The organism is Aminipila sp., from assembly GCF_032051575.1.
Lineage (GTDB): Bacteria > Bacillota > Clostridia > Peptostreptococcales > Anaerovoracaceae > Aminipila.
Map to the genome: position 1 here is coordinate 376,048 of NZ_DAMBYD010000001.1, position 13,444 is coordinate 389,491.

12 protein-coding genes are annotated in these 13,444 nt (G+C 36.5%); 9 read left to right on the plus strand and 3 right to left on the minus strand.

Annotation, left to right across the window (positions count from 1 at the left end):
* Positions 1–86: 86 nt before the first annotated feature.
* The 8 genes from flgB (at position 87) to RTW14_RS01785 (ending at position 8,056) form a co-directional block, all read left to right on the plus strand.
* Positions 87–476 carry a flagellar basal body rod protein FlgB gene (gene flgB / locus RTW14_RS01750; protein ID WP_312647742.1) on the plus strand — a complete coding sequence of 130 codons (390 nt, stop codon included), beginning with the start codon at positions 87–89 and terminating at the stop codon, positions 474–476.
* A gap of 62 nt (positions 477–538) precedes the next feature.
* Positions 539–2,602, plus strand: coding sequence for a flagellar biosynthesis protein FlhA (gene flhA, locus RTW14_RS01755; protein WP_312647744.1), 2,064 nt, complete (start codon positions 539–541; stop codon positions 2,600–2,602).
* Between the two features lie 27 nt (positions 2,603–2,629).
* Complete coding sequence (locus RTW14_RS01760) at positions 2,630–3,412, plus strand: sigma-70 family RNA polymerase sigma factor (protein ID WP_312647746.1); 783 nt, start codon at positions 2,630–2,632, stop codon at positions 3,410–3,412.
* Positions 3,413–3,425: 13 nt separating this feature from the next.
* Positions 3,426–4,181: a flagellar hook-basal body protein gene (locus tag RTW14_RS01765; protein WP_312647747.1), complete on the plus strand. Its 756-nt coding sequence runs from the start codon at positions 3,426–3,428 to the stop codon at positions 4,179–4,181.
* A 16-nt stretch (positions 4,182–4,197) separates the two neighbouring features.
* A complete protein-coding gene (locus tag RTW14_RS01770; protein WP_312647749.1) occupies positions 4,198–4,968 on the plus strand; it encodes a flagellar hook-basal body protein in 771 nt (256 codons plus the stop codon).
* A gap of 38 nt (positions 4,969–5,006) precedes the next feature.
* Entirely contained in the window at positions 5,007–6,875 is a 1,869-nt protein-coding gene (locus RTW14_RS01775) for a DUF342 domain-containing protein (protein WP_312647751.1), read from the plus strand.
* Between the two features lie 76 nt (positions 6,876–6,951).
* Positions 6,952–7,578: a chemotaxis protein CheC gene (locus RTW14_RS01780; protein WP_312647753.1), complete on the plus strand. Its 627-nt coding sequence runs from the start codon at positions 6,952–6,954 to the stop codon at positions 7,576–7,578.
* The gene (locus tag RTW14_RS01785; protein WP_312647756.1) at positions 7,571–8,056 is read left to right on the plus strand and encodes a chemotaxis protein CheD; all 486 of its coding nucleotides are present in this window, start codon (positions 7,571–7,573) and stop codon (positions 8,054–8,056) included. Before RTW14_RS01780 ends, RTW14_RS01785 begins: the two co-directional genes overlap by 8 nt.
* Positions 8,057–8,101: 45 nt before the next feature.
* Here the strand turns inward: RTW14_RS01785 and RTW14_RS01790 are convergent, their stop codons facing one another.
* From RTW14_RS01790 to RTW14_RS01800, 3 genes are read right to left on the minus strand one after another with little or no spacing between them, the layout of a single operon-like run.
* Positions 8,102–9,184: a response regulator gene (locus RTW14_RS01790; protein ID WP_312647758.1), complete on the minus strand. Its 1,083-nt coding sequence runs from the start codon at positions 9,182–9,184 to the stop codon at positions 8,102–8,104.
* Positions 9,185–9,229: 45 nt separating this feature from the next.
* Positions 9,230–9,991, minus strand: a complete 762-nt coding sequence (locus RTW14_RS01795; RefSeq protein ID WP_312647759.1) for a late competence development ComFB family protein — start codon at positions 9,989–9,991, stop codon at positions 9,230–9,232.
* 3 nt (positions 9,992–9,994) lie between these two features.
* Complete coding sequence (locus tag RTW14_RS01800; protein ID WP_312647760.1) at positions 9,995–10,756, minus strand: ParA family protein; 762 nt, start codon at positions 10,754–10,756, stop codon at positions 9,995–9,997.
* A 195-nt stretch (positions 10,757–10,951) separates the two neighbouring features.
* Between RTW14_RS01800 and fliD the strand changes: the two genes are divergently transcribed.
* Positions 10,952–13,393, plus strand: coding sequence for a flagellar filament capping protein FliD (gene fliD / locus RTW14_RS01805; protein ID WP_312647761.1), 2,442 nt, complete (start codon positions 10,952–10,954; stop codon positions 13,391–13,393).
* Positions 13,394–13,444: the final 51 nt, after the last annotated feature.

The following is a 13,444-nucleotide window of genomic DNA, read 5'->3' on the forward strand; positions in this document are numbered from 1 at the left end:
AATAAATAAATACTGATTGTAAAAGAAACAAGTGGTGTAAAAAAATTACATTAATTGAAAAAACATACATAAGGAAGGAAAGAAATATGAGCTGGATAGACAATAATAACATAACTTTATCACAGAAGAGCTTGGATTATTTATGGGAAAAACAGAGAATTATTTCTGAAAATATTGCAAATAATGATACTCCAGGATATAAAGCAAAAACCATATCTTTTGAGGATGAACTTAGTTCACAGCTGGATAAATTTAAGAATCAAAAGAATCCTGACAAAGATGAAATCCGAAAGGCTATTTTAGGTTCTAAGATGAAAGTTGATGTTAGTGAAGAAGAAAGCAACAGGCTGGATGGCAATAATGTCAACCTTGATGTGGAACAGATAGAATTAGGTAGAGCACAGCTTCAATATCAATATCAGGTATTTCAAATTAATGACCAGTTCAGCAGAATAAAATCTGCTATAGGTAAGTAGGCAAGGAATGGTGCATTTAACATGCAAAGACAAAATAGACATAGATTAAAAGAGGATATCAAATGAAAAAACTGTTAGATCACGTCGTAGCGTTATTCGTTTTGATGGTTGTTGTACTGTTGGTAGTCCCATTAAATCCGTTTATTCTGGATATGATGTTTATTATCAACATTACAGTTTCCCTGATAATCCTGCTTACCACCATGTACATAAGTGAAGCTTTGGAATTTTCCATATTTCCATCACTTTTGCTGATAACAACCTTGTTCCGGTTATCTCTGAACATTTCCTCAACGAGACTTATTTTAACAGAGCAGGGAGCCGCAGGGCAGGTTATTGCAACTTTTGGTAATTTCGTACTACGGGGAAACATTGTAGTCGGTGTTATTATATTCTTAATCCTAGTTTTGGTTCAGTTTATAGTAATCACTAAGGGCGCTGAACGTGTAGCTGAAGTAGCGGCAAGATTTACTCTGGATGCTATGCCCGGCAAACAAATGGCTATAGATGCAGATTTAAGTTCAGGACTTATTACAGAGGATGAAGCAAGAACCCGAAGAAGCAAGATTCAAAGAGAATCGGATTTCTACGGAGCCATGGATGGTGCAACCAAGATTGTAAAAGGTGATGCGATTATGTCCATCATCATCACATTAATAAACTTTATTGCAGGAACCATTATCGGAGTTGTGCAAAGCGGACTTCCTTTTTCCCAAGTCTTAAACATATATTCCATTGCAACTATAGGAGATGGATTGGTATCACAGATACCAGCACTTTTAATTTCAACAGCTACAGGCATGATTGTAACTAGATCAGTAGCAGAAGGAACCTTGAGTGAAGATGTAATTAAGCAGTTTACTTCACAGCCAAAGGTTCTTATTATTTCAGGAGGGGTTATGCTCTTGCTGAACCTGATCCCTGGAGCACCTCATACACAGCCAACCATCTTAGGAATTTTCCTTATTGTGTTAGGATTTAGGTTGTTGAGATCTAGAGCAGCGGAGGAACAACAGCTAGGTATGGCTGAGGCAGAGGCGGATATTTATCCAGAAGAACAATTCGATGAAAATGCATATTTCAAAGATATAAATAATATTTACTCCTTGATAAATGTAGAGCCTATTGAGATGGAGTTTGGATACAGCTTGATCCCGCTTGTGGATGAAAGCAGTGGGGGAAACCTGATAAACAGAATCGTAATATTTAGGCGGCAATTTGCTCAGGAAATGGGTTTTGTCGTGCCTTCTGTCCGGTTAAGAGATAGCGCGGCACTAAATGCAAATCAATACGTTATAAAACTAAAAGGCGAGGAGATTGCCAGAGGAGAGTTGTTAGTAGACTATTATTTAGCACTCCAGCCTCCAAGGCCAGCAGGCGATATTGATGGTATAGATACGATAGAACCTGCCTATGGTATACCGAGTAAATGGATTACCCCTGAAAAAAGGGATATGGCAGAAGTATATGGTTATACAGTTATAGACCCGCTGTCTGTAATGCTTACACACTTGTCAGAAACCGTAAGGCGTCATGCCCATGAACTTCTAACTCGAGCAGAAGTAATACAAATCATTGAAAATACAAAAAAAACTTCACCAGAGCTTACCGAAGAAGCAGTGCCTAATGTTATTTCTTATGGTACATTGCAGAAAGTTCTGTATAACCTTTTAAAAGAAGGAATTCCAATAAAAGACATGATTACTATCTTGGAGAGCCTTATTGACTCCGCGCAGGGAACTAATGATATAGATGTTATGACTGAAAATGTTCGCAGCGCACTTAAACGTACTATAACGAGACGGTTCTGTGAAAATGGACAACTTAAGGTAGTTACACTGGATAGTGAGATTGAAAAGGCTGTTTTATCCAGTCTTACAAGAAGTGAGCAGGGAATATACCTTGCACTAAGCCCAGATTTAATTCAAAAGATTGTAACGCAGCTGGGTGAACATATAGGTAAGTTCAAGGAGCTAAACACGGTTCCTGTCATACTTACAAGCAATGTTATAAGAGTCTACTTCTATAGACTTATAGAACAATTCTACCCGAATGTGTATGTTCTTGCTTTTAATGAAGTAGCAAATAATGTACAAATTCAGGCACTAGGCAACATTAGTATGTAATTAATTTAGAGCAGAAGGAATTGGAACATGATGGATGATAACTTGCTAAAATCAAAAACTGTAGAAGATTTGTTTAAACTTTATCGCGAAAGTGGCGATATATATATTAAACAAGAAATTGTTATGCGTTACAGTGGCATGGTTAAAACAATTGCAATACAACTTAGAGGCGTATATGTAAGTTTTACAGATATGGATGACATTATAAATGAAGGAATTATCACATTAATGCAGGCCGTAGATAAATTTGATCCTGATAAAAATGTTAAGTTTGAAAGCTATGCCTCTCTTAGAATAAGAGGAGCTATAGTAGATTTGGCAAGAAAACAGGATTGGGTTCCGCGTAATGTAAGAAAATTGGGGAAAGCAATTGACCAGACTTTTTCAGAACTATATTTTCAGCTTGGAAGATATCCCACAGATGAAGAAGTTGCAGGTCATCTAGAGATCACCGTAGAAAAATATTATAAAGCATTAGGTGAAACAAATTTATTTAATATTTTATCGCTTGATGCACTTGTAGATGGCGTCCAGGAAGAAGGGCACAATGAGAAGTTTTTAAAAGATCATAATTCAGAAACTATGCCGTCCCTGAGCCTGGAACAGAAGGAATTGCAGAATATTCTGAAGAACTCAGTAGAAGGTCTCAGAGAAAACGAACAGATGGTGGTTTCGCTGTACTATAGAAAAGAACTTAGCATGAAGCAGATTGCTAAGGTTATGGGGATAAGCGAACCAAGAGTCTCTCAATTACATTCTGCTGCCTTAAAAAAACTTAAGATTAATTTACAAAGTTACTATACCGCTTAAAAGGAGAATAATAATGTTTAAAGGCTATTATATGGCGGCGTCAGGTATGCTGACCCAGTCAAGAGTATTGAATAACATCAGTAATAATATGTCAAATGTATCTACACCAGGGTATAAGGAGGATACACTTGCGACAACAACTTTTGGAGATGTTTTAATAAACAGAACTGGGAACAAAGATAAGAGTGTATACACACCACTCAATAATTCTTCAGCAATTAAAACTGCAGATGAACTGGTAACAAATTATACGGCTGGAACATTAGATTTCACAGATAGAAAGTTAGACTTTGCAGTGGGAGGTAACGGATTCTTTCAAATTCAGACACCTAATGGAGAAACTAGGTATACAAGAAATGGTTCCTTTAACATAGATGCTGATGGGTATTTATCGCTGCAGCACATAGGAAGAGTAATGGGCGAAAATGGTCCTATCCAAGTAGGAACAGACAAAATTAGTGTCAATACAGAAGGAAACATTACGGATTCAGAAACTGGAGAAGCACTTGGGAAGATAAGCTTGGTGAATTTCACAGATTATACTCAAGTACAAAAAGTGGATGAAGGAATGTTTAAAACAACAAATCCTTTAAATGCTGTTGTGACTGATGGAGTAGTCAAGCAGGGAACACTAGAGCGTTCTAATGTACAGGCCATGGATGAAATGATGGCTATGATGTCCAGTCAGAGAGCGTTTCAGAGTGCCAGCCAGATTGCTAAGGCATACGATCAGTTAATGGGTAAAGCGGTTGAGCTAGCGGCGTTATAATTAGGGAGGTTGTTAAATGGATATTTCTTTCTACACTGCAGGAGTAGGTGCTAAAGCACAACAGTCAAAGCTGGATGTAATAGGCAACAATATGGCAAATGTTAACACAACAGCGTATAAGTCTCAAAGTGCCGGCTTTGTAGATTTACTATATAGTAATATAAGGGATTCTGCAGACAAAGATTCACAACTTAAGGTTGGCAGTGGTACCCGTCTAGATAAAACGGATAGTAATTTTAATAACGGCGGAGTTCAGCCCACTGACAATCCAACCGATTATACCATAGTTGGCTCCGGTTTTTTTGCAGTTCAAAATCCTGCTACTAATGAAATATATTATACGAGAGACGGGAGTTTTCAGCATTCCCTTAGAAATGATGGTGAATTTTATTTAGTAACTGCAAATGGTGAACTTGTTCTTGATAAGAATTTAGAAAGAATAAAAGTTGATTTACCAGGTAAAGAAGATACGAAAGATACCAAAGGTACAAAGGATACAAACAACGCAAAAGCGGCAGAAGAAGTGCAAAAACCAGGGGTATTTGATTTTAAGATAAAAGACGGTATGCTTCTGCAAGGAGACAATTTGTTTTCACCTACAGCTAAAAACGGTGCGCCTATACTAAAAGAAGATGCACAGCTTCAATCCGGATATTTGGAACTTTCCAATGTAGAGGTTTCCAATGAAATGGTAAAACTTATTGAAACACAAAGAGCTTATTCAATGTCATTAAAGATGGTACAGACTTCAAATGAAATAGAAGAGGTTATCAATAACCTTAGATAATTAGTTATTACTTATTTATCAAACTAGGAGTATCTGAGATGAGTAGAATGTCGAACACAACGGAAGAGAAAAAAAGTGGACTTGAGCAGAAGGTTGACAAGTTTTATCATAAAGCAGTGGGGATGTTTACGCATAGTACTGATAATGAAAACTTACAAGAAGAAAATATTCCTTCTGTTTCAGTGCAGAGTAATGAGAAAGTGCAAACTGAACAGGAAATGCAGCTTGTGGAAGAGACTATGAATATTGAAGAAATTTTTGATGAAGCTGTCGTGATAGAAGATGTGAATATAAAGAGTGATATTCTGAATAGTAAACAGACATCTAAGAAGGAAGAACAAACTGATAAACTTGATAATACTGATGAACTTAATGATATGGATGAACTTGACAGCTTGTTAGATCAAAAGGAGAAAGAACTAGCTTTTGACCAAAGTGCAGATAAATCTGAGGTAGAGAAAAATCCTGTCACATTTACGTTATTTTTTTCGGCTGATAAGATGAATGCGTATATAAGGGCACAAGATTATAGGCGCGGAAAAGATGTAGACAATCGGATATCTACAGATGTGATATATGAACTATTAAAAGAAAAAGATGTTACATATGGTATTGATGAAGCTGGCATAGTGGAATATTGCAAGGGTGACGCATTTTATAAAGATTTTCAGGTGGCAACAGGACTAAGACCGGTTAAAGGTGAAGATGGAAGCATCGAGTATTTCTTTTCAATGGATTTAAGAAGTTCCCCCACCGAAAATGATGACGGTACAGTGAATTATAAAGAACTGGGACTTGTACGCAATGTAAATGCGGGGGATGTTTTATGCAGGATTACCCCTCAGACTGACGGAATTGAAGGCATAGATGTTTTTGGTAAACCTGTAAAAGCTACACCTGGAAAACCAGCGGTTATAAACAGTGGGAAAGGTGTAGAGGTATCAGAGGATGGACTTGAGTTTATTGCGATAAACAATGGAATGGTGGAAATTAATAAGGGTGCGGTTGAAATCAAAGAAGTTTATACGATTTCTGGTGACGTAGGCCCAGCTACAGGAAATATTCGGTTTAATGGGGCTGTTGTGGTTATGGGGAGCGTCCTTTCTGATTATGCCATTTATGCAAACGGAGACATCGTTGTTAACGGCTATGTTGAAGCGAGCATTTTAAACTCAACTGGTGATATTGTGATAAAAAATGGCATTAACGGTATGAAAAAAGGTTTCCTTAAGGCAGATGGCGATGTGACTGTAAAATTTGCTGAAATGGCCAGGATTGTAGCTGGACAAAATTTTTATTGTGATTATTGTATTAATTGTGATGTCAGAGCCGTTGAATCGATTATTGGTAAAGGCAAAAGAGCTTCTCTGCTTGGAGGTAATTATATAGCAGGGAAAACTATTGAGGTCAATACAATTGGAAGCGATTTAAATATTCCGATGGATGTTCAGATAATTCCTAATTGGCAGGATATTAGAAATTTAAAGACTAAGCCAGAAGAACGAATTAGAGAAAATCAGGAAATTATGTCACAATATGAAGATGCATTTTCTAAGTTGAAACATTCTTATGATTTACTGGATGGGGAGATAACCAGAGCTTCTAGAAAGAACAGCATGGATACAGAAGAAGAAATAAAGGCAAAGAAGAAAAAAGTTTTAATGCTCATGCAGAAAAAAACAGATATCAGGCGTGAGATGATTGAACTTCAAGAAAAAAAAGATAAGCTAAATGCTGACGGCTCCTGTGAAGGGTGTATGGTGATAGCTAGAAAAGTAATTCACACAAGTGTCAGAGTTATAATTGGAACGGCTATGTTTAGAATTAATGGGCACATGGATCATCAAACCTTTATTGAAGACAATGGGACCATTGAATCTCATAATGTGACTCCTGGTTCTGTATAAAGATGTAGTAAGGTAAGTTGTTTAGATCATTTAGATATTGAAGCAAGAAAAAAATGTGTAAGAGGGAGAAAATATAATGGGTATAAAAAGCTATGAGGATTTGGACAGTATGCAGCTAGATGCATTAAGAGAAATAGGGAATATAGGTTCCGGAAATGCTGCAACTGCATTATCTGCAACTATTGGTAAACCCGTTAATATAGATGTACCTAGTGTAAAAATTCTGGACATTAATGAAGCCGTAGAAGCATTAGGCGGTGCAGAAAAAATTGTCGCAGGTATACTTGTTAAACTGGAGGAGGGCATACATGGAGCGATGATGAGCATTCAAACTTTGGATGTTATCAACCTGATGCTAGACAGTTTACTTGGAATAACAGTTGAAAACTATGAAGATATGGATGAAATGCATATATCAGCTGTATGTGAAATTGGTAATATATTAATGGCATCTTATGTAAATGCTATTGCAGATATGACCGGTATGGCCGTAAATATTTCAGTGCCTGCTATATCCATAAATATGATGGGGGCGCTTATAACGGTGCCTATGGCTACATACTGCTATGAGGCTGATAAGATAATGATGATTGAGGGGAAATTCTCATTTGATGGGATTATGCATAAACATAATTTATTATTAATACCAGATGTAGATTCATTGACAAGAGTTCTAACAAGATTAGGAGTATATAATGAGTAATATGGCTACTGTGGGTATTGCTGAAATGGGTGTTGTAAAAGGGGACGACAAATTAATTACTTATGCTTTGGGCTCCTGCATCGGAGTATGTATCCATGACAAAAATTCAAAGATTGCAGGTATGGTACATATCATGCTGCCAACAGTTCCTACGGATGGCAGCGGAAAATCTGTATGCAGATATGCAGATTCAGGGATTCCAGCCCTTGTTAAAAAAATGGAAAGTATAGGGGCGGTACGAAGAAGTATGACTGCAAAAATTGCTGGGGGAGCCAAAATGTTTAATATACCGGGTGATTCTGTGGTAGGAAACATCGGGGAGAGAAATCTTGAAGCTGTTAAAAAGACTTTAGCAGAAATGCGTATTCCCATAATTGGGCAGGACGTAGGTTCAGATTATGCAAGAACCATGACCTTTAACGCAGATGATGGAATGGTAACCATTAAAGCCTTTTCTAAAGGCACTAGTACATGGTAATAGCAGAGCCAGCTTTTTAAAGCTGGCTCTTGGTTTATTATTAACCTATTTTAATCTTTTGTCTGAATACTTTTCTATAATTTTTTCTATCACTGATTCTGAATGGGCAAGAGCGCGTATAAGCATGGGGTTATATTTGTGCTGAAATGTAAGTACTCTTTCCATGGCAACTTCAAATACATTGTCAACAACTCCGTAAAAATCACGAGAAAACCGGTCAAAATCTGCTGCAAGGCTTACAACTTGTGCGGAAAGCGGAATTTCATTCCCTTTTAATCCATTAGGATAACCAGAGCCATCCCAGTTTTCATGATGGTTTTGCGCAATATTTATTGTTAGTTGTGTATAACTACTTAGAGCAGGGTTATTATTGATTTGTAATAGTTCAGCTCCCCTTGTAGTATGAGAATTATATGTAGCACGCTGCTGTTCAGTTAAAATATCTACATTTCTTAAAATCTCATCAGGAATTGCTACTTTTCCAATATCATGATATGTAGATGCACGTATAATCAGTTCTATTTGTGATTCATTCAGGTTAACACCACTAGCACTATTTTTAGCTAGTGTTTTTAGAAGCGTTCCTGTAAAAAGGGAAACCCTTTTTAAATGATAAGGTGTTTCAATCTGACGTAAACTATATAGATTTTTTAATGTTTTATTTAAAAACTTATCAAACTCTTTTAAATTTTCAATGTCAGCATCAGTATCAGATACCAACTTGTTTAGCGCATTGCCTGGTATCTTTGAAGAATTTCCTAAGAGTGATAACACCCTTTGCCTAAAGAAATCAGGTTCAAATGGTTTTACCATAAAGTCAGAGGCTCCATACTGAAAAGCCTTTAATATGTTTTCCTTTATGGCTTCAGTTCCTGTTAGAATAATGGGGATATTTTTAGCATGATCAATCAATTTAATATGTTGTAATACATCAAATCCATCCATGCGAGGTAATGAAATATCAATTATAGCCAATTTAATATGATCAATCTCTTCAATGAAAAGTTCTATTGTTCGCAGCCCGTTATTGGACTCTAAAATAGTATAAGTGTTTTTTAATGCATTATACATAATAGAACGGTCGAAACTTGAAGCGTCTGCAATAAGTATTTTCTTATCTGTGTTCATAGCTCATCAACCCCTTTTACATAATATCCTGAAATAACTTTCTTTTTATTTCTTATTTGGGCTAGGGTGGTTAGGATTAATTTTAACTTTTATACATGCTTTTGTAATTTCGGAAGCCAAATCAGTTCCGTATTGAAGTTCGTAAGAGGCAAGCTTCTGGAAAAGCTGATCTTTTTCAATTACAGTATATAGTGGTTTTATATGATTTAAGGCTAAGGCCATTACAGCATACACACAATCCTGACAAGTACACATGTTAAAACTTTGCATAATCTCAGGAACTTTGGTTTTCATAGCCTCTTCGGCTAGATTGTGTAGTGCTTTAGTGCATTCATTGTATACATTGGACGGGCATGACTCAATATTTACAACTGGTGTAATATTTGGGTGTTCTATTGGTGCAACCTCTTCTTCATCATTAAAATCTTCTAAAATATAAACTTCACTTTTTACTTTTGGAGTTTCTTTTTCTGGAGATTGTTGTATACCGAATTTTGCCATAAAAGTTGTTGAATAAGGTGGGCGTTCATTTGTACCTGGGTCTTCTTCGTAAGTTGCACTTGAATCACTTTTTTTACTTAGTTCATTATTTAGTTCTTTTTCTAAATCGGATTTAACTAAATCGGAGAGAATGTCAGGTTGTGTGGAACCCTGCAGTTCGACAACGACTTCTTTCCTTGACGTTTCTGAAACTGTTCTCTGCTCTAATTCAACTTTGGACACAGGGATACTTTCTTCTGAAAATTCGCCACTGCCGTTAGTCAGCAAACTTAAAACATGTGCTGTTTTATTACTTTTCTTAGGCATATTTTATAAACCCCCACGAATTAGTTCTTTTACAAAGTTATAATAATCTACGCAAGCATTGGATTTGGGTGCATAATCAAGAAGGCCAAGGCCGTGGGCCGGAGCCTCTGCAACGGCTACACTGTTTCTAATAACGGTATCAGCAACCTTTGTACCCAGCTGCAAAGCAATAGCTTGTGTCATTTCAGATACTTCTTTTGTCAAAGAAGCCCTTTTGTTGTACTTCGTAAGTAAAATACAGGTTAAATTGAGCTTCGGGTTATAATATTTTTTTACATTTTCAATCGTATCTTTAATCTGAGTAATCCCTAAAAGACTTAGGATTTCAGGAATCATGGGGATAATTAAGTCGTCTGCACAGACATAAGCATTTACTGTTAATATATTGAGGGCCGGCGGAGTATCGATAACAACATAATCGTAGATATCTTTAATATCTTTAATAGCTTCTGTCAATAAGAACTCTCTGCCTGAGTGATTAAATTCTAATTCGGCTGTGCTTAATAGTATATTTGAAGGAATAAAATGACCACAGTCAATGGATCGGATTGACTCTGTAATTGTTGCTTTACCCTTGAATACATCGTATAGAGTTACCCCTTCTTCAATGTTAATTCCTAAGCTAAAACCTAAACTTCCCTGTGGGTCTAAATCAATACCAAGAACTTTATAACCCATTCTTGAAAGCCCACTTATAAGTGCATTGCAAGTCGTTGTTTTTGCAACACCACCTTTTTGGTTTGTCACTGCTATTACTTTTGCCAATTTTTATCTCCCCTTATGTAAATTTGTTATATTTATTAATCTATTTTAACACATTTTATTAATTTTTTCCTTAATATATTTTAGCATATGACGATATATAAGTATATAAAATTTAGTATTTTGATAGTTTATATACATATGAAATATTAGGGCAGGGATGTCAAAATATAATAATAAGTTTAGGGAGGAATGGTTATGACAAGTGTAAATAGTCTTTCATCAAGTACAAGCAGTACAAAAACTTCGGGTTATACAGCAAAAGGTTTTACTGGCCTTGCTAGTGGTATGGATACAGAAGAAGTTGTTCAAGCAATGACATCGGATATACAAGCTAAAATTGATAAAGTGAAACAGGAACAACAGAAGTATACTTGGAAACAGGAGGCGTATAGAACAGTAATATCATCATTAACAAGCTTTCAAGATAAGTTCTTTTCTTACTCATCTCCATCTACTAATTTGTTAAATACAGCACTTTATAATTGCAGCAAGAAAGTTTCACAAGGGGCAAATGCAAGCAAGATTTCAGTAACTAGTTCCAGTACTTCAAATGATGCTGCATATAAAATCACAAGTGTTAAAGCGTTAGCGACAAAGACAAGAGGAGTGGGAAACTGTAGCATAGGGGGAAATACGATTTCCAGTGGGGATATTAGTTTTGCACCCAGAACCACCAATGTTGTAGCGGGTAAGGAATTTAATATTACTTATGATAATGTTAAGTACACTTTGACTATACCTGACTCAGGAAATGTAAGTCCAGAGTATCAGGGACTAACTACAAGTACACTGCTGAATGAGGCACTAAGAATGGTTAAGGTTGAGGGTAGCAGTACAACCAGTTTAGCGGATAAGCTTACTTTTACTACAAGTGGAGATAAGCTTGAACTTAAATCAACATATAGTGGAGATTCTAGATCCTTTACTATTACCGGGGCAGATTCCACCACTTTGGGCGCGCTTGGATTTAATGAGGGACAAAGTGGCAGTGCTTCAAATCCTATTGTGGCAGTTAACCCTATTAATGTGTTACAGACAGGCCCGTTTTCTGTAGAAGGAAAGAAGCTGACTTTTAATTTAGATGGGTTAAGCAAGACTATAAGTTTCACTGAAGCGGAATCTAATGACATCATGAATGCTGGTGATGATAATGCCAAAATGGCAATGCTGGCTCAGACAATAAATAATAAACTTAAGGACAGTTTTGGTCAAGTCAAAGTCAATGGAATCGACGTCAACAAAGTCTCGGCTACAGCAGTAGGTACAAAATTGAATTTTGTAGTACAAGATTCTACGTCGGTTTTAAAAATCACTTCGCCAACATTGGACACTATCGGAACCAATAGTATATTTGGAATGGAAAGCGGTATCACAAACAGATTAGATAATTCAAAAACTATAGCACAGTTAGCGCAGCTAGCGCCGAGTGGGATTACCCCAACTACTGATAATACGGATCCAAACAAAAAACTATACAAAATAACGGTAAATGGCAAAGATTTTGAGTTTAAAGGCAGTGATCAACTGTCAAGTGTGCTGAGTAAAATAAACACCGATGCAGATGCGGGTGTTACCATAAACTACTTAAATACTACAAATAAGTTTGACATAACTTCGGATGAATATGGGAAGCTGGGGAAAATTAACATTTCAGATGGTGGAAGCGGGGATCTTGCAAAGACATTGTTTGGGAATATCGCAGATAGTACATTGACTACAGATGAAGCCAAAGGTATTACTGGTGGTACGGATTTAGAAATGACCATTCGTTATGATGGGGACACAGTGGATACTCCTATAACGAGAAACTCCAACACGGTCAGCCTTGATGGGATAAAGTTTAATGTAGAAGGGACTTTTGAAAGCACAACAGAGGCAGTTTCCTTTAAAACGGAGTCAAATACGGATGATACCATTAAAGTTATTAAACAAATGGCAGAGGAATATAACAAAATCTTGGATTCAGTTAATGAACTAGTTACAACAAAGAGCCGAACCAATAAGAGAAATCAGGCTACATATGAGCCTTTAACGGATGCGCAGAAAGCTAAAATGACATCCAGCGAAATTGAAAAGTGGGAAACAAAAGCCCAAAAAGGTATATTGTTTGGTGATAGCACTTTATCTCAGCTGGCTTCAACTTTACGGTTTGCTTTCTCATCAATGGTGGGGGATATGGGGTTTGCCAAAGATATAGGAATAACAGCAGCATCATCTTATTCAGGAAATGGAAAAATAACCATTAACGAAACCAAACTAAAAGAAGCTCTGACAAACGATCCTGAAAAAGTAAAAGCAATGTTTACAGCTTCTGCTGAAGAAGCACCTAATCTTGCACAACCTACTTTGTCAGGAGGATTTGCAACCAGAGTAAAAACTGTTATGGAAACTTATGCAAAAAGTACAGGTGCATATAAGGGAAAACTTGTTCAATTGGCTGGTCTTCAAAACAATGCGACTACAAATGATAATTACATTGACAGACAGCAAAAGATTTTGTCTAACAAGTTGGAAAATCTTGAGACTTTGCTTAAAAAAAGACAGGATAGATATCAAAGTCAATTTACAAAATTAGAAACCTATATATCTAAGATGAATTCACAGAGCTCATGGCTGTCTTCTTCAACTTCCTCATAATGAAAGAAAAGCAATTATGAGAATTAGAAACAAATGTACTTGCAGGCTAAT